The organism is Parasalinivibrio latis (genome assembly GCF_036825535.1).
Lineage (GTDB): Bacteria > Pseudomonadota > Gammaproteobacteria > Enterobacterales > Vibrionaceae > Parasalinivibrio > Parasalinivibrio latis.
Map to the genome: position 1 here is coordinate 3,476,726 of NZ_CP098812.1, position 17,494 is coordinate 3,494,219.

Sequence of the window (17,494 nt, forward strand, 5' to 3'; positions counted from 1 at the left end):
ATTTCCAAACGAAAAACGGAACCGCGAGGGTTCCGTTTTTTATTCCTAGCCTTGGGAAAGGGATGACCGTGCAGCAGAAAATATGGTCTGGACCTGAGCCTCAAATGCCTGCTCACTTAACCAATGGCTGACATCCTGCCAGCCATCTGTCGCCATCAAATCAAGATGATCCACCTGGATATCGCCTGATACCGGATCGTAGTTTCCCTCCAAGCGGACGATACCGACTTCTGTCTCCAACCGTCCTATTTGAAAAGGTAGCATCAGTTTCCTCCCTGATTTAGGGCACTCCTGAGCTTCAGCGGTTTAACCGGCTTGGATATAAAGCCAAAGCCCAGGCTTAATATGGTCTGCCGGGTTTCAGGTGTCCGATCGGCACTTATCACCACACCACGGAATTGCATACCCAGCTTTAACCTACACTGTTGCAGAACCTGAAGCCCGGTCTGGTCATTTTCCAAGTGGTAGTCACTCAGGATGAACTGGGGTACCCAACCATCTTCCAACTGGCGCATGGCCTCGTAGACGTCAGTGGCACATCGGACATCACACCCCCACCGGCTGAGCAGGTTCTCCATACCGAGCAAAATATCGGTATCGTTGTCCACGCACAATACGCGAAGGTGAGACAAAGGCTGATTCTGCACCGGGGCGGCCTCTTGTTCTCCATTTTCTTCTGTCCCTATGGCTTTATTCACCAGTATAGAAAATACCGTTCCTTCCTCCGGCCATGACCGAAGGCCAAGGGGTTGCCCGAGTACCCGGCTTATCCCACGGGCAATGGCAAGCCCAAGGCCGAGCCCCTGCTCTGCACCTTTTCGGTCAATACGGGTAAATTCATGGAAAATATCGGCTTGCCGTTCGTCCGGGATCCCCGGGCCGTTGTCCCATACTTCAATCCGGTAGCGGTCACGCTCCCGCCTTACACCCAGTAACACCTTGCCATGCGGGTTGTAGCGAAAAGCATTGGTCAGGAAATTCTGCAGTACCCGGCGCAACATCCGGCGGTCAGAACGCACCCTGACATGGGTCGGCAGCACTCGGAAGGTCACTGCCTGCTGGCCAGCCAATACACCAAACTCTGCCTCAAGAGTGGAGAAAACTTCATTGAGGCTGAATTCCTCAATCTTGGCTTTCATCTTGCCGGACTCCAGCCGCGAAATATCGAGCAGATCCCCGATAAGATCCTCAGCAGCCCCTAGGGCACTCTCGATATGGCCGGAAAGTTTCACCACCTCGCCTTCCCTCGCCACCTCAATCAGGGATGAGGCAAACAGCCTCGCTGCATTCAGGGGTTGCATCAGGTCATGGCTCACCGCAGCCAGAAAGCGGCTTTTCGACTGGCTGGCCAGCTCAGCCTTGCGGCTTGCAGATACCAGCCGGGTATTAAGGGATTCCAGCTCCCGGGTACGCTCCGTTACCCTTGCCTCCAGGGTTTCATTGGACTGCTTCAGCGCCAACTCAGCCTGGCGGAATGCAGTAATGTCTGAGAAGGTCATAACAAAGCCACCGTTTGGCATCGGATTGCCCTGAACCTCAATGACTTGCCCATCCGGCCTTACCCGTGAAGATGTGTGGGGGGAGCCGCAACGAAGGTATTCAACCCTCTTGCGGACATGGATCTCAGGATCCCCCGGCCCACACAGCCCGCGCTCCGCGTTAAAACGGATAAGGTCAGCAATCGGTCTCCCTACCTGAATAAGTCCCGGCGGGAAATTGAACATGTCTACATAGCGCTGGTTCCAGGCCACCAGCCGGAGCTGTTTGTCGACAACAGAGATCCCCTGGTTGATATGCTCAATTGCCCCCTGGAGCAAGCCACGGCTGAAATCAAACAGCTCAGAGGCCTCATCCACGATAGTGGCAATTTCCTCCAGCTGCATGTTGCGCCCCTGAAGGGCAGACATCAGTACCAGCCGGGCAGAGGACGCCCCGAACACCCCGGCCAATACACGCTCGGTGTGCCGGATAAGGGTCGCCGGAGCCTGTTGCTGGGGCAGGAACTCCTGGGCATGTGCTTCACTGAACTGGCGAAACGCCTGCCGGACACGCTTGCGGCCAACGAAACGTGCCGCCAGCATTTCCAGTTCGGCGACTGTCACGCGGGTTTGGTACAGCCCGCCGTCATCATTTTCGGGCAACGGCGTCCCAATAAATGCCGCAGCCTGCAGGCGCTCACTCAGCGACGGGCGGGTCAGGGTCGAGACCAACATAAAACAGCCTATATTCACTACCAGGCTCAGAGCCATCCCCCAGTCAACCGGGGTCAAGGTGGAAAGCAACGGCAGGGATGGTGGGGTAAGAAGCCACAACACCACATTGCTTCCTGCATCACCGGCCAGCATGTCGGTCTGCATCATCAGGGTCATCAGCCATACTGAAAACCCTGCGATTAAACCGGCATATACCCCTTTGGTGTTTGCCGGACGCCAGTAAATCCCCCCCACCAGCGATGGTGCAAACTGAGCAATGGCCGCAAAGGAAAGAAAGCCAATGGAGGAGAGTGACGGCAGTTCGTTTATAAGGTGATAAAAGCCCCATGCTCCGAAAATAATCAGGAAAATCAGGGCGCGGCGGATATTGAGCAGCAGCCCGGAAAACTGGGTAAAGTTACGGCCGGACATCCTCATCCGCCGGAAAACCAGCGGCAACACAATGTCATTCGACACCATGATGGCAAGGGCAATGGTTGAAACGATCACCATACCACTGGCCGCAGACGTCCCACCGAGGAAGGCCAACAGTGCAATCAGGTCTGAACCGGCTTTGAGCGGCAGGTTGATGACATAACTGTCTGCGGGGGCATCCGGCAGCCAAAACTGCCCGGCAAAGGCGAGCGGGAGTACGAACAGCCCCATCAGCACCAAATATCCCGGGAATACCCAGCGTGCGAGGTGAAGGTGTGAGGCCCGGGAATTCTCAACCACCATGGTGTGGAACTGGCGAGGCAGGCAGAAAATGGCTGCAACCGTCAAAATGGTATGGATGAAAAACGATCCCCAGTCAGGCGTCCCGAGAAGCCGGGACTGGGTAAACTGCCCACTGACCGGGGTTTCCAGCAGCCAGAACAGGGCAAAGATACCTACCGTGAGGAATGCCACCAGCTTAACGATGGATTCAAATGCCACAGCCATCATCATGCCACGGTGGTGTTCCGTGTTGTCGATATGGCGGGTACCGAACAGGATGGTAAACATGGCAAGGGAGACACATACCAGCCAGACCGCCTGATCCTCCCCGCTTCCCTCCCCGACATCCAGTTCCGGCGCGATGAGATCCAGCCCCATGGTAATACCGCGAAGCTGCAGCGCGATATAAGGCAGGATGCCGATAACCGCTATAACGGTGACCATCACTGCCAGCCCCTGGGATTTTCCGTAGCGTGCCGCAATGAAGTCAGCGATGGAGGTGATATGTTCACGCTTGGCAATCAGGATCAGCCGGGCAAGGAAACGCCAGCCGAGGGTAAAAACAAGGATGGGGGCAATATAGATAGGCAGGAATGACCACGCAGAACTGCTAGCCTGCCCGACAGTGCCATAAAAGGTCCAGGAGGTGCAGTACACCGCGATGGAAAGGCTGTATATCCACGGCTGCCAGCGGGAAAGCCTCTGGGCTCGGCGGTCACCGTACCAGGCAATAAAAAACAGGACACCGAGGTATATCAGCGTCACCGGGACTACTATCCAACCTTGTTCCATAACCCATCCCTAAGTCTCAGGCCGGCATATCCCTCACCGGCCATATCCAACTGGTATTATTCTATCTTTTGCGGTTTGAGCTTTACCAGCAAGGCTGTCGCAGCCATGACCGCCATCACCCAAAATGTTCCTGCACCGGTCATCTCGTACAGTTCTCCGCTGACCGCCGTCATCAGCGCCATAAATGCACCGAGAGGCAACGCACTGTAAAGTGCCTGGAGGGCAACAATCCGGCTTTCCCCGTCCTGCTGGATGTATTGCATCGCCGCCAGGTGGGCGATGGCAAAACTGACACCATGAAGCCCCTGAGCAAGGGTTACCGGGATAACGGCAGAGGTTGAGGCAATCACTACCCAGCGTACAACGGCCCCAACAGCTGCGATCCTGAACAACGCCTGCGGGTTCCAGCCCCTGAACAGCTTCCCGGCTACGGCAAACATCACCACTTCGACAAAGACACCGAAACTCCACAGGTAGCCAATGCTTTGCTCAGAATAACCTTCCGATTTCCAGTAAAGGGCACTGAAACCATAGTAGGCGGCATGGCTGCCCTGTATTAACGCAATAATAAGCAGGAACCGAATGACCGAACCGTCACGCAGCAGTGCAAACACCTTTGGCCTGACCGTCGCCATTGACGGTTTTCCTTCCGGAACCGGGTTTGGCTTCAGCGCAGACATCGCAATGGCATACACCAGGCCCAGCCCGGAAATATAGGGAATCCACTGAGGCCCCCACAGACCGGCTACCCAACCGACAACCGTTGAACCGGCAATAAACGCCAGAGATCCCCACAGCCGGGTTTTACCGTAATCGAGCAGCCCAATCCGGGTGTAATAGTTCGCCAGCGCATCGGATACCGGCACACTCGGCCCCACCAGAAGGTTGAAGAACACCGTCGCCAGGGAAAGCATTAAAAAATCCGAACCGGCTGCCAGATGGCTCATACAGGCAACCAGCCCAAACAAGCTCAGTACCCTCAGCCCCGGCAGCAGGTGCTCCACCCGGTGGAACAGCGGGGTAATGAAAAGGTTAGCCACGCAACGAGTCACAAGGCCCAGGCCAAGTATCAGGCCAATATCGGCAGCAGACAGACCAAGCCAGGCCATCCATACCGCCCAGAATGGCAGGTAAACGCCATAACAGAAAAAGAACCCGGAATAGTATTGAGAAAGCCAGACAAAAGGGCTGACCGAACGTATCGAACGCGTAGAAGGCATAAAAAAACAGTCACAGGGAATCGTTTGCGGCCATTATGCCTGTAAAGGGAAAAGGCAGCCAGTATGCATCGTTACCCGGACAATAGACTAAAGTCGGCTGGCACATGTCTGGGGAGTACGACAGACTTAACTGGAGCCGTGCCCGGTTGGAATACAGGCAAAGCGTCGGGGTCACCATGACCTTTCCTGTAGGTTGAAACCGGTCTGAACCGCGACTGCGAGAGGGACGCCATGCCAGACAGATTTGACGCCACACTGACCCCCTTTAACCGCCTCTCTGCCGGGGAGCAGAACAAATTACGTTCATCTCTTGATGTGGGTTATTTCCGTGGCGGTGAAACCATTCTGCCGGCAGGAGATGCCCCCGGGCACCTTTTTATCATCATTAAAGGCAGTGTTGAGGAAACCTCTGCTTCCGGGGATGAAATTCATGCCCATTACACCAATGATGATCTTTTTGATATTCCGTCCCAGTTCGGCAAACCCAGTAAACACAATTACAAGGCACTGGAAGACACCCTGTGTTACCTGCTCCCTTCTGAAATTTTCAGAGATCTTTACAGTGCCAACGGCGAGTTTGCGGCCTATTTTGATAACAGCCTCTCCAAGCGCCAGCAATTGGTAGAACAAGCCCAGCAAAAACAGAACCTGGCTGAATTTATCCTTACCCGGGTCGATGATTCCACCATCCAGCAGGCATTGATCGTTCCCGGCACCATTACCATCGGTGATGTCACTGCCGAAATGCGCCAACAAAAAGCTGACTGTGTGATGGTGAAACTTGAAAACCATCCGCACCCGTGGGGGATCGTCACCCGTACCAACCTGCTGCATGCCCTGGTGCTGGACGGCTATTGCGTGGACAGCCCAATCAGTGAAATCGCCACCTCACCGGTGATCCAGATTGAGAAAGGGGAATACCTGTACACAGCCATGCTGGCGATGACCCGGGAAAAAGTAAAGCGGGTCCAGGTTATGGACGGAGGAGAGTGCGTTGGGCAACTTGACCTTACTCAGGTACTGAGCCTCTTTGCCACCCACTCCCATGTCCTGACCCTGCGCATTGCCCGGGCTGAAAGTATTGAAGAGCTGGCTATCGCTGCGCACGGTCAGCGGAAGCTGGTACAGACGCTGGTAACCAATGGTATCCACACCAAGTTTATGATGGAGCTGTTGGCAACGGTCAATGAACAAATTATTGAGAAAGCTTTCCGCCTGGTGGTACCGCCAAAATACCAACAGCACTGCTGCCTGATGGTACTTGGGTCTGAAGGACGAGGGGAGCAGATCCTTAAAACAGACCAGGATAATGCCCTGATACTGAACAATGATATCGACTGGCCGGACTGCGCAGAGGTCATGAACCAGTTCTCACAAACCCTGGCGCAACTTGGCTACCCGCCCTGCCCCGGAAACGTCATGGTCAGCAACCCCAAATGGGTCAAAACTCAGGCTGACTGGCTCCAGACAATCCGGGTGATGACTCAAAATGCCAATCACAGCAGCTTGATGGATCTCTCGATTATCGCTGACTGCCATGCTGTTGCCGGCAACAAAACCCTGATAGAACCGCTTGAGGAAACGCTGAGCGATTGCACCAGAGACAACATGCTGCTGCTCAACACATTTATCCGGGCAGCACTTGCGTTCCGGGTTCCCCTTTCGCTGTTTGGCAACCTTAAAGCCGACAAAGACGGGCTGGATGTAAAAAAGGGGGGGATTTTTCCCATCGTCCATGGCCTGAGGTCACTGGCACTGGAAAAGGGCCTGACCGAAAAGAACTCTTTTGACCGCTTGAATGCGTTGCGGCAGATGGGCTATCTCGAAGAAGACACAGCCTCCAACCTTGAAGAGGCCCTTAAACTCTTTATCACACTGCGCCTTTCCTCCCAGCTGGAAGAAGAGGCCTCCGGCAACAACCTTGATGTTTCGCGGCTGCCACGCACCGAACGCGATCTCCTGCGTCACAGTCTGCACATCGTCAAGAAATTCAAAGAGTGGCTGGCTTTCCACTATCAGGTCAGGGACTAACCGGACATCATGAACCTACTACGCCGCCTCTGGTACAGGCGCAAGTATCAGGACACACCTTTTGCTTCCCTGTTTGATCAACCGGATCAGCATGAATTGGTCGCACTTGATTGCGAAACAACCAGCCTGGATCCCAAACATGCGGAGCTGGTTACCATCGCTGCCGTGCGGATCCGGGCCAACCAGATCCTCACCAGCCAGCCCCTGCAACTGGCGCTCCATGCTCCCGATACGCTCGACGGTGTATCCGTCGCCATCCACCGGATACGCCACCAGGATCTTAAGCAGGGGTTAGGGGACAGGGAGGCGATGGAACAGCTGCTCGAGTTTATCGGCAACCGTCCAGTTGTGGGGTACCACATCCGGTATGACATGGAGATCCTGAGCCGCTACAGCCGGCAGCTATTTGGCTTCCCGCTGCCCAACCCTCTGGTTGAAGTCAGCCATATGTACCAGAAACGGTTGGAAAGGCTGCTTCCCAATGCTTATTACGACCTCAGTATCGAGGCAATAACCCGTCACCTGAAACTGCCGGATTCCAGCCGGCATGATGCCCTGGCCGATGCCATATCTGCGGCGCTTATTTATGTCAGGCTTAAGTACGGTTCAGTCACTACACCAACAGGTTACTGAGGCAGCACTGCATCTCTCCCTGTTTAGCCCATCCTTTACCGTTGCAGTTTCGCGACAACTTGATCATCCCCTCACAATTAGGATTAAAGGCAAGGAAATGTGCACATTTATGCCACAGTCCTCCTAAAGTCTAATTGTCCATAATTCCTATCTATCAGACTGTTATAGGCACGGTATCGCCGCAACACGCAGACGGTGCTTCATAAACTAAACCCGGCAAATCTAACTGGCATGATTTCGCGTAATTTTCTGTACTCCACGCGTTGACGCGTTATCCGCCCCATACCGTTTGACCGGCAAATTATAAAGGAACAAGGAGATTCAGGATGAGTGAGGTCCACGTATATCCAGTAAACCCGGATATTAAGGCTAAGGCACACGCCGACAACGATACCTACCAGGCGATGTACCAACAGTCAGTGACCGACCCGGAAGGGTTTTGGGGAGAGCAAGGCAAGATCGTCGACTGGATCAAGCCTTACACCAAAGTGAAGGAAACCTCCTTTGACACAGGGCACGTCAGCATTAAGTGGTTTGAGGACGGCCAGCTTAACGTTTCAGCCAACTGTATTGACCGCCATCTTGCCACCCGCGGTGACAAAACGGCCATCATTTGGGAAGGTGATGACCCGTCTGATGACAAGACCCTGACCTTTAACGAACTCCATGAAGACGTCTGTAAGTTCGCCAACGCGCTGAAAGCCCAGGGCGTACGTAAGGGTGACGTCGTATGTATCTACATGCCGATGGTTGTAGAGGCCGCTGTTGCCATGCTGGCCTGTACCCGTATCGGTGCAGTGCATACCATCGTATTTGGTGGCTTCTCTCCAGAGGCTCTGGCCGGGCGTATTGTCGATTCGGATGCCAAGGTAGTCATTACCGCTGACGAAGGTATCCGTGGTGGCCGGGCTGTCCCCCTCAAGAAGAATGTCGATGAAGCTCTGGCTAACCCAGAGGTAAAAACTATCAGCAAAGTAGTGGTTTTCCAGCGTACCGGCGGCGACATTGACTGGCATGAACAGCGTGATGTCTGGTGGCACGAGTCAACGGCTGAACAGCCTGCTGAATGTGCACCGGAACCAATGAATGCCGAAGATCCGCTGTTTATCCTCTACACCTCCGGGTCTACCGGTAAACCAAAAGGTGTACTGCACACCACTGGCGGTTACCTTGTTTATGCCACCATGACTTTCAAGTATGTCTTTGACTACCAGGAAGACGAAGTATTCTGGTGTACAGCAGACGTGGGCTGGATCACCGGCCACAGCTACCTGGTTTACGGTCCGCTTTCCAACGGCGCGACCACCATCCTGTTTGAAGGTGTGCCAAACTACCCGTCTACTGCCCGCATGAGCGAAGTGGTCGACAAGCACAACGTCAATATCCTCTACACCGCCCCGACTGCTATCCGTGCACTGATGGCAAAAGGCAACGAAGCCATTGAAGGCACGCACCGCAGTTCCCTGCGTATTATGGGCTCAGTCGGAGAGCCGATTAATCCGGAAGCCTGGGAGTGGTACCACCGCACCATCGGTGACGAGCGCTGCCCGATTGTTGATACCTGGTGGCAAACCGAAACCGGCGGCATCCTGATCACTCCACTCCCCGGTGCGACTGACCTCAAACCCGGCTCTGCCACCCGCCCATTCTTCGGTGTTCAGCCGGCGCTGGTCGACAACATTGGAAACATCCTTGACGGTGCGACCGAAGGCAACCTGGTCATCCTCGATTCCTGGCCGGGCCAGATGCGCACTGTTTATGGTGACCACGAACGATTCGAGCAGACTTACTTCTCTACCTTCAAAGGTATGTACTTTACCGGTGACGGTGCCCGTCGTGATGAAGATGGTTATTTCTGGATCACTGGCCGTGTAGATGATGTACTGAACGTATCCGGCCACCGTATGGGTACGGCAGAAATTGAGTCCGCACTGGTTGCTTTCGACAAGATTGCAGAAGCCGCTGTTGTCGGTGTACCGCACGACATCAAGGGCCAGGCAATCTACGCCTACATCACTCTCAATGCCGGTGAAGTGCCGAGCGCAGAGCTGCATAAAGAAGTGAAAGACTGGGTACGCAAGGAAATCGGCCCAATAGCAACTCCTGACTTCATGCACTGGACCGACGCCCTGCCGAAGACCCGCTCGGGCAAGATCATGCGCCGTATCCTGCGCAAGATTGCTACAGGCGACACCTCTAACCTGGGTGATACGTCGACACTGGCCGATCCATCAGTTGTCGAACGCCTGATTGCGGAAAAGCAGAACCTGTCATGATTTTCCCCTGACGGGAAAGGCATTTAAGTTAAAGGGCTGCGGAAACGCAGCCTTTTTATTTCTTCTCTTGTTAGCGTTTCTGTTACATACCAGACAGATTTTCAGACCGTCATTCTTCAGACAAACGATCTTCTGGAACCTTTGAAACGAGAGGGGCTGGCAGCGTTCTTGCGGAGATTAGACCAGTATTTTGCTGCGATTTGCGTTGAATTCTCTATAATTGGCCAGACACGAAAAAATTTCGTCCAATTATTGTTGCCAGCAATACGGGTAATCGCTAAGAATGGACGTTCGGGACTTTTCGTCGCAACTTACCGGTAAATTGCATCATTATGGCTAAAGATCACAAAATATTATTGCTCAATGGCCCAAACCTAAATTTGCTGGGTCTACGCGAGCCAGGCCACTACGGCAATCAAACTCTGGATAACATTGTCGTAAACCTGACAAAACAGGCTGAAGATCTTGGTATTACTCTCGAACATATTCAGTCAAACGCGGAACATGAGCTGATCAATGCCATCCACCAAGCACATGGCAACGTCGATTTCATTATTATAAACCCAGCGGCGTTTACTCACACCAGTGTGGCAATACGCGATGCATTGCTCGGGGTTGCAATCCCATTTATTGAAGTCCATTTGTCCAACGTGCATGCACGTGAACCATTCCGCAACCACTCTTACCTGTCTGACAAGGCAGTGGGCGTTATTTGCGGACTGGGGGCAGATGGATATGAATTCGCCCTGCAGGCAGCTGCTCGCCGCCTGCAGTCTGCTTGAACCATACAACAGATTCAAAGAGAAGAGACCATGGATATTCGTAAAATCAAGAAGCTGATCGAGTTGGTAGAAGAGTCTGGAATCGCCGAACTGGAAATCTCAGAAGGTGAAGAGTCTGTACGCATCAGCCGTGCAATCGCGCCTGTTGCAGCTGTTGCTGCGCCACAGGTTGTTGCAGCCCCTGCTCCTGTAGCAGCGCCAGCTCCGGCTCAACCAGTTGCTGAAGCACCTGCTCCTGCTGCAAGCAGTGCCGTAAGCGGCCACGCTGTAGTTTCCCCAATGGTTGGTACCTTCTACAGCTCACCAAGCCCAGATGCAGCAGCTTTCGTTGAAGTTGGCCAGAAAGTTAACGTCGGCGATACCCTGTGCATCGTTGAAGCTATGAAGATGATGAACCAGATCCAGGCTGACAAAGCCGGTGTGGTTAAAGCCATCCTGTGTGAAGACGGTCAGCCGGTTGAGTTTGACGAGCCTCTGATCATCATCGAATAACCGGGGGCAAACATGCTAGACAAGATTGTAATTGCCAACCGTGGTGAGATCGCGCTGCGAATCCTGCGTGCAGCAAAAGAGCTGGGCATCAAGACCGTTGCCGTTCACTCTACCGCTGACCGCGATCTCAAGCACGTGTTGCTGGCTGACGAGACCATCTGTATCGGTCCTGCATCGAGCACTGAAAGTTACCTGAATATCCCTCGCATCATCAGTGCGGCAGAAATTACCGGCGCGGTTGCCATCCACCCGGGTTACGGTTTCCTGTCAGAAAATGCTGACTTCGCCGAGCAGGTAGAGCGCTCAGGCTTTATTTTCGTTGGCCCTAAAGCAGACACTATCCGCCTGATGGGTGACAAGGTCTCTGCAATCAACGCGATGAAAAAAGCCGGCGTACCTTGTGTACCAGGCTCTGACGGCCCGCTGGACAATGATTCAGCCAAGAACAAAGCGTTTGCTAAACGTATTGGCTACCCGGTTATCATCAAGGCATCCGGTGGCGGTGGCGGCCGCGGTATGCGTGTTGTCCGCAATGAAGCCGAACTCGATCAATCCATTGCCATGACCCGTGCCGAAGCCAAAGCGGCGTTCAGCAACGACATGGTATACATGGAGAAATACCTGGAAAACCCTCGCCATATCGAGATCCAGGTTATCGCTGACGGCCAGGGCAATGCTATCCACCTGGGTGAGCGTGACTGCTCTATGCAGCGCCGCCACCAGAAAGTTGTGGAAGAAGCACCAGCGCCGGGCATCACTGCAGACATGCGTAAGTTCATCGGTGAGCGTTGCTGCCGTGCATGTATCGAAATCGGCTACCGCGGTGCCGGTACGTTCGAATTCCTGTACGAAAACGGTGAGTTTTACTTCATTGAAATGAACACCCGTATCCAGGTTGAACACCCGGTTACTGAAATGGTTACCGGTGTGGATCTGGTGAAAGAGCAGCTTCGTATTGCAGCCGGCCAACCTCTGTCTTTCACCCAGAATGACATCCAACTGCGTGGCCACGCTATCGAATGCCGTATCAACGCAGAGGATCCCGTCCGCTTCCTGCCTAGCCCAGGAAAGATCAACCGCTTCCATGCACCGGGCGGCATGGGCGTACGTTGGGAGTCGCACATTTACTCAGGCTACACCGTACCGCCTTACTACGATTCAATGATCGGTAAGCTGATCTGTTACGGTGAGAACCGCGACGTGGCCATTGCCCGTATGCGCAATGCACTGAGCGAGATGATCGTTGACGGTATCAAGACCAACGTACCGCTTCAGCTTGAGATCATGAAAGACGAGAACTTCCAACACGGTGGTACCAATATCCACTACCTGGAAAAGAAACTCGGCCTGCAGTAATTTTTATTACTGAGAGCAAAACGCCCGCAAATTGCGGGCGTTTTTGTCTCTGAAGCTCAGGGTGATCGAAATATCAGATCCCGTCGCCACCTACAAAATTGTAGGCGCTGGCACTGAATTCCTGATCCATATCCAGTGATGGTTTTGCCGTACCCGGGCGGCCCACAATACGTGCAGGGACACCTGCGGCTGTCGTATGAGGCGGGACCGGAGTCAGCACTACAGAACAGGCTGCAACCTTTGCCCCTTCACCCACTTCGATATTGCCCAGCACCTTGGCACCGGCACCAATCATCACGCCGGTACGGATTTTCGGGTGTCGGTCACCGCTTTCCTTACCGGTACCACCAAGCGTGACATCCTGCAGGATAGAAACATCATCTTCGATAACCGCCGTTTCACCCACCACAATACCAGTCGCATGGTCAAACATGATGCCGCGGCCAATCTTCGCTGCCGGGTGGACATCTACCTGGGTAGCAACAGAGATCTGGTTTTGCAGGTAGACAGCCAGTTCACGCCTGCCCTGACGCCAAAGCCAGTTGGCGACACGGTAGCCCTGCAGGGCATGGAACCCTTTGAGGTACAAAAGAGGGGTCAGGTAAAGGGAGACCGCAGGGTCACGCTCGACAGTCGCTGCAATGTCACAGGCAGCCGAATCAATCACACACGGCTGGGCATTGTAAACTTCCTCGACAATCTCGCGCACGGCCATTGCCGGCATGGATGGGGTAGCCAGCTTGTTAGCCAGGATATAGCTCAAGGCTCCACCCAGGTGCTCATGCTTGATAATGGTGGCGTGGAAAAAACTTGCCAGCATGGGCTCATGTTCAGAATGCTCTTTGGCTTCCTGCTTGATAGCCTGCCAAATCCTTTGTTGTTGGCACTGTTTCACGACGACTCTACCTCTACACTCGGTGTTATCTTAAAACTGTATCGTGTTTGCTTAAAAAAACAACGCGGGCCACGCCCGCGTTTACAACTTTCAGTTATGCTTTGAAATCTGCGGTTATCAGCCACTGGCTGAAAATCATTCAGCTTTCTTATCCCGGGCCAGTAAATCCTTGGCAGCCTGGGTTGCATTTTTGCTTTGGTACAGCACCTGGTAGATCTGCTCGACAATCGGCATTTCTACACCCATGCGTTGTGCAAGGGCCCACACCTCTTTGGTGTTACGGTAACCTTCTACAACCTGACCAATTTCATCCTGCGCCTCCTGCACGCCTTTCCCCTGACCAAGGGCAAGGCCAAAGCGCCGGTTGCGGGATTGGTTGTCAGTACAGGTCAGCACCAGATCACCTAAACCGGCCATACCCATAAAGGTTTCCGGCTTTGCACCCAATGCAGCACCCAGACGGCACATTTCCGCCAGACCACGGGTAATCAGTGCGGTACGGGCGTTAGCACCAAAACCAATGCCGTCAGACATACCGGCACCAATAGCAATCACGTTTTTCACCGCGCCGCCCAACTGCAAACCGGTAAAGTCACTGTTCGCATAAACCCGGAGTGTTTTGCTGCAGTGAATGGTTTCCTGGAGATCTTCGATAAACGGCTGATCTTCTGACGCTACCGCGATAGCGGTTGGCATACCGGCAGCCAATTCTTTCGCAAATGTCGGGCCGGATATCACTGCCAGTGGGATCTCATCACCCAGCTCTTCGCGTGCAACGTCCTGCAGCAAACGGCCGGTTTCCGGCTCCAGACCCTTGGTGGCCCAGCACAGACGGCTTTCACTTTTCAGGAACGGTTTGATTTGCGCAAGCACCAGACCAAATACATGGCTCGGTACCACAACCAGAATATCCCGGGATACCTCAATCGCTTCTTTAAGATCAGCTGAAACGATCAGGGATTCAGGAAATGGCACACCAGGCAGGAAGGCTTCGTTGGCACGGTCTAGTTCCAACTGGGCCATATGTTCAGGTTCATGACCCCACAAAACAACACTGGCGCCATTACGCGCCAGTGAGATTGCGAGGGCGGTACCGTAAGAACCGGCACCGATAACGGTCATCGCGACAGGCGAATTCACCATATTGTCCTCGGCTTTGTTCGGTTAGGCTTATGCCTGTTGTTCGCCTTGCTCTGCCTGCTGCTGCAGGTAGTTCATGAACAGGGCATCGAAATTAACCGGTGCCAGGTTCAACTGAGGGAAAGTACCCTTAACAACCAGGCTGGAGATAGTTTCACGCGCATATGGGAACAGGATGTTAGGGCAGAATGCACCCAGGCAATGTGCCAGCTGGCCTGCTTCCATACCTTCAACAGAGAAAATACCTGCTTGCTGCACTTCACACAGGAAGGCGCTGTCGTCTTCGTTCTTAACGGTAACAGTCAGGCGCAGAATAACTTCGTAAACACTTTCAGCCAGCTCACGGCTCTTGGTATCCAGATCCAGTTTTACATCCGGGTTCCACTCTTTTTGGAAGATATCTGGAGAGTTTGGCGCTTCAAAGGAAACATCTTTCAGGTAGATGCGCTGGATGTTGAAGTTCTGTTGTGGAGCTTGGTTAGTAGCTGCTTCAGCCATTTTTCTGTCCTTGTGTTCCGGTGAGATGCAAACGCATCTTAAAAATGGATTGTTGCCGCAGCATGTTGCGGCAACACAAATCAGTTTTCAGGCGAGGTCTTATTTCTTACCACGAACCAGTGGCAGGTTGCCTTCGTTCCAGGAAATCATGCCGTCTTTCAGCAGATAAACTTTCTCAAAGCCGGCTTTTACAAGATCAGATGCTGCGGTCTGTGCAGTCTGTCCTGTCTTACATACCACAATGATGGGGTTGGCTTTGCGCTTTTCAAGGTCACCAAAGCTGCCCTTTTTGATATCGGCAGGCAAAATGTGAACTGAGCCCGCAATATGGCCCGCGCGGAACTCGTCACGGCTACGGATATCAACGAAGACACCATCTTCATTGTTAACCAGCAGAGTTGCATCACTTGGACCTGCGATATTAAAGCCGGATGTTTTCTGCTTCACGATCATGCTGATCAAGGCCACCAGCAGGCCAACCCATACCAGAGACATGATCATGTTGTTTGAGACAAATTGAATAAACTGCTGCATAGCGATTGCTCAGTATCCGTATTGAGTGCGAAGAAAATTGACCCGAGTATACCCGCCAACACTGGCATTTCACAGGGTTTTTGGCGAGTTGTGAACTAAGTCAGGCTTTTATCTTTCCTGCTCTGCCACGTGATGAAATCCTGTTCCTCTTTTATCCACGGCGCCTGATTTATCGTCCATCAATTCCTCGTTGCCGCCTATCGCAAACATAGCCACAAACGCAGTATCAAGACTTACTCCAGCACCTGTTTTTACCTATAGTGTGGTTATTCCTTTTCATCATTTCGATCCGTAATTGATCTTCTCCTACAGATCCGTGGTTAAACTGTAGTAAAATTACGCTAATTTTGATGATTTGATTGATTCTCAATATATAAAAGAGGGTTCACATGTCTGCGAAAAAGCCACTCGCGCTTGTCATCCTGGACGGATGGGGTCACCGCGAAGACAACAATGACAATGCCATTGCCAACGCAAATACTCCTGTACTGGATGCACTTTACAACAATGGTGCCAGCACCCTGATTTCTGCATCAGGTATGGATGTAGGCCTGCCAGACGGCCAAATGGGCAACTCAGAAGTAGGTCACACCAACATCGGTGCCGGCCGCATCGTTTACCAGGATCTGACCCGTATCACCAAGTCAATCGCAGACGGTGACTTCTTCGAAAACCCAGTTCTGGCTGGTGCTGTCGACAAAGCAGCCAATGCAGGCAAAGCCGTCCATATTATGGGCCTGATGTCTCCTGGCGGCGTACACAGCCACGAAGACCACATTGCAGCCATGGTTGAAATGGCTGCCAAGCGTGGCGCAGAAAACATCTACCTGCACTGCTTCCTGGATGGCCGTGATACGCCACCACGCAGCGCAAAAGCTTCCCTTGCGCGTTTTGACGAACTGTTTGCCAAGCTTGGCAAAGGCCGCACTGCATCTCTGGTTGGTCGCTACTACGCGATGGACCGTGACAACAACTGGGATCGCGTAGAAAAAGCCTATGACCTGATTTCTCAGGGTGAAGGCGAATTCCAGTACGCATCGGCTGTTGAAGCACTGGAAGCAGCCTATGCCCGTGATGAAAACGATGAATTCGTGAAGCCAAGCATTATCCGTGCTGAAGGCCAGCCAGTATCTTCCCTGGAAGACGGCGACACCATGATCTTCATGAACTTCCGTGCTGACCGTGCCCGTCAAATCACCCGCGCATTCATGCAGGACTTTGCCGGCTTTGAACGCAAGAAATTCGCTGAGCTGGCTGATTTTGTGATGCTGACTGAATACGCATCAGATATCGCCACAGCTTGTGCTTACCCTTCAGAAACCCTGGACAACACTTTGGGTTCATGGTTGTCAGAGCATGGCAAAACCCAGCTGCGTATCTCTGAAACAGAGAAATACGCTCACGTCACTTTCTTCTTCAATGGCGGTGTAGAAACTGTTTACGAAGGCGAAGAACGTGTACTGGTTGCATCACCAAAGGTAGCCACTTACGACCTGCAGCCTGAAATGAGCTCAGAAGAGCTGACTGACAAGCTGGTTGATGCTATCAAGAGCGGCAAGTTTGACGTTATCGTTTGTAACTATCCAAACGGCGACATGGTTGGTCACACCGGCGTTTATGACGCTGCAGTGAAAGCCTGTGAGGCAGTAGACCACAGCATCGCCCGCGTTGTTGAAGCCATCAAGGAAATGGACGGCCAGCTTCTGATCACTGCTGACCACGGTAACGCTGAAATGATGGTTGATCCGACTACCGGCGGCATCCACACAGCACACACCAACCTGCCTGTTCCACTGATTTACGTGGGCAACAAGGACCTGGAACTGGTTGAAGGCGGTAAGCTGTCTGACCTCGCTCCAACCATGCTCAAACTGATCGACGTTGAGCAACCAGCAGAGATGACTGGTAAGGCGCTGTTCAATCTGAAATAATCCTG

Annotated in this window: 14 protein-coding genes; 7 read left to right on the forward strand and 7 right to left on the reverse strand. The window is 53.1% G+C overall.

What is annotated here, in order from left to right:
* Positions 1-45 precede the first annotated feature (45 nt).
* Genes NF212_RS15675 through NF212_RS15685 form a run of 3 tightly spaced genes read right to left on the reverse strand, consistent with a single transcriptional unit; the run spans position 46 to position 4,903 of the window.
* A complete protein-coding gene (locus NF212_RS15675; protein WP_434357212.1) occupies positions 46-264 on the reverse strand; it encodes a hypothetical protein in 219 nt (72 codons plus the stop codon).
* Positions 264-3,701 (reverse strand): PAS domain-containing hybrid sensor histidine kinase/response regulator, encoded by a 3,438-nt coding sequence (locus NF212_RS15680; protein ID WP_434357214.1) that lies wholly within the window; start codon positions 3,699-3,701, stop codon positions 264-266. Before NF212_RS15680 ends, NF212_RS15675 begins: the two co-directional genes overlap by 1 nt.
* A gap of 56 nt (positions 3,702-3,757) precedes the next feature.
* A complete protein-coding gene (locus NF212_RS15685; RefSeq protein WP_434360900.1) occupies positions 3,758-4,903 on the reverse strand; it encodes a 3-phenylpropionate MFS transporter in 1,146 nt (381 codons plus the stop codon).
* A gap of 249 nt (positions 4,904-5,152) precedes the next feature.
* Between NF212_RS15685 and NF212_RS15690 the strand changes: the two genes are divergently transcribed.
* From NF212_RS15690 to accC, 6 genes are all read left to right on the forward strand, one after another.
* Positions 5,153-6,952 (forward strand): DUF294 nucleotidyltransferase-like domain-containing protein, encoded by a 1,800-nt coding sequence (locus NF212_RS15690; protein ID WP_434357216.1) that lies wholly within the window; start codon positions 5,153-5,155, stop codon positions 6,950-6,952.
* Positions 6,953-6,961: 9 nt separating this feature from the next.
* On the forward strand, positions 6,962-7,585 hold the full coding sequence (locus tag NF212_RS15695) for a 3'-5' exonuclease (RefSeq protein ID WP_434357218.1): 624 nt from the start codon (positions 6,962-6,964) through the stop codon (positions 7,583-7,585).
* 326 nt (positions 7,586-7,911) lie between these two features.
* On the forward strand, positions 7,912-9,861 hold the full coding sequence (acs, locus tag NF212_RS15700; RefSeq protein WP_434357220.1) for an acetate--CoA ligase: 1,950 nt from the start codon (positions 7,912-7,914) through the stop codon (positions 9,859-9,861).
* Positions 9,862-10,193: 332 nt separating this feature from the next.
* Complete coding sequence (gene aroQ / locus NF212_RS15705) at positions 10,194-10,643, forward strand: type II 3-dehydroquinate dehydratase (RefSeq protein ID WP_434357222.1); 450 nt, start codon at positions 10,194-10,196, stop codon at positions 10,641-10,643.
* A 30-nt stretch (positions 10,644-10,673) separates the two neighbouring features.
* Entirely contained in the window at positions 10,674-11,135 is a 462-nt protein-coding gene (accB, locus tag NF212_RS15710; protein ID WP_434357224.1) for an acetyl-CoA carboxylase biotin carboxyl carrier protein, read from the forward strand.
* 12 nt (positions 11,136-11,147) lie between these two features.
* The gene (gene accC / locus NF212_RS15715) at positions 11,148-12,491 is read left to right on the forward strand and encodes an acetyl-CoA carboxylase biotin carboxylase subunit (RefSeq protein WP_434357226.1); all 1,344 of its coding nucleotides are present in this window, start codon (positions 11,148-11,150) and stop codon (positions 12,489-12,491) included.
* Between the two features lie 73 nt (positions 12,492-12,564).
* Here accC and cysE read toward each other — a convergent pair whose 3' ends face one another.
* The 4 genes from cysE to NF212_RS15735 all read right to left on the reverse strand — a co-directional run bounded on the left by cysE (position 12,565) and on the right by NF212_RS15735 (position 15,558).
* Positions 12,565-13,386 carry a serine O-acetyltransferase gene (gene cysE, locus NF212_RS15720; protein ID WP_434357228.1) on the reverse strand — a complete coding sequence of 274 codons (822 nt, stop codon included), beginning with the start codon at positions 13,384-13,386 and terminating at the stop codon, positions 12,565-12,567.
* Positions 13,387-13,521: 135 nt separating this feature from the next.
* Entirely contained in the window at positions 13,522-14,529 is a 1,008-nt protein-coding gene (gene gpsA / locus NF212_RS15725) for an NAD(P)H-dependent glycerol-3-phosphate dehydrogenase (RefSeq protein WP_434357230.1), read from the reverse strand.
* A 27-nt stretch (positions 14,530-14,556) separates the two neighbouring features.
* Positions 14,557-15,024 carry a protein-export chaperone SecB gene (gene secB / locus NF212_RS15730; RefSeq protein ID WP_434357232.1) on the reverse strand — a complete coding sequence of 156 codons (468 nt, stop codon included), beginning with the start codon at positions 15,022-15,024 and terminating at the stop codon, positions 14,557-14,559.
* A gap of 99 nt (positions 15,025-15,123) precedes the next feature.
* Positions 15,124-15,558, reverse strand: a complete 435-nt coding sequence (locus tag NF212_RS15735; RefSeq protein ID WP_434357234.1) for a rhodanese-like domain-containing protein — start codon at positions 15,556-15,558, stop codon at positions 15,124-15,126.
* Positions 15,559-15,947: 389 nt separating this feature from the next.
* Here NF212_RS15735 and gpmM point away from each other — a divergent pair, with 389 nt between their 5' ends.
* Positions 15,948-17,489 (forward strand): 2,3-bisphosphoglycerate-independent phosphoglycerate mutase, encoded by a 1,542-nt coding sequence (gpmM, locus tag NF212_RS15740; RefSeq protein WP_434357236.1) that lies wholly within the window; start codon positions 15,948-15,950, stop codon positions 17,487-17,489.
* Positions 17,490-17,494: the final 5 nt, after the last annotated feature.

Coding starts and splice junctions, on each gene's coding strand:
- NF212_RS15675 (WP_434357212.1), bottom strand. CDS start 264: ATGCTACCTTTTCAAATAGGACGGTTGGAGACAGAAGTCGGTATCGTC.
- NF212_RS15680 (WP_434357214.1), bottom strand. CDS start 3,701: ATGGAACAAGGTTGGATAGTAGTCCCGGTGACGCTGATATACCTCGGT.
- NF212_RS15690 (WP_434357216.1), top strand. CDS start 5,153: ATGCCAGACAGATTTGACGCCACACTGACCCCCTTTAACCGCCTCTCT.
- NF212_RS15695 (WP_434357218.1), top strand. CDS start 6,962: ATGAACCTACTACGCCGCCTCTGGTACAGGCGCAAGTATCAGGACACA.
- acs (WP_434357220.1), top strand. CDS start 7,912: ATGAGTGAGGTCCACGTATATCCAGTAAACCCGGATATTAAGGCTAAG.
- aroQ (WP_434357222.1), top strand. CDS start 10,194: ATGGCTAAAGATCACAAAATATTATTGCTCAATGGCCCAAACCTAAAT.
- accB (WP_434357224.1), top strand. CDS start 10,674: ATGGATATTCGTAAAATCAAGAAGCTGATCGAGTTGGTAGAAGAGTCT.
- accC (WP_434357226.1), top strand. CDS start 11,148: ATGCTAGACAAGATTGTAATTGCCAACCGTGGTGAGATCGCGCTGCGA.
- gpsA (WP_434357230.1), bottom strand. CDS start 14,529: ATGGTGAATTCGCCTGTCGCGATGACCGTTATCGGTGCCGGTTCTTAC.
- secB (WP_434357232.1), bottom strand. CDS start 15,024: ATGGCTGAAGCAGCTACTAACCAAGCTCCACAACAGAACTTCAACATC.
- NF212_RS15735 (WP_434357234.1), bottom strand. CDS start 15,558: ATGCAGCAGTTTATTCAATTTGTCTCAAACAACATGATCATGTCTCTG.
- gpmM (WP_434357236.1), top strand. CDS start 15,948: ATGTCTGCGAAAAAGCCACTCGCGCTTGTCATCCTGGACGGATGGGGT.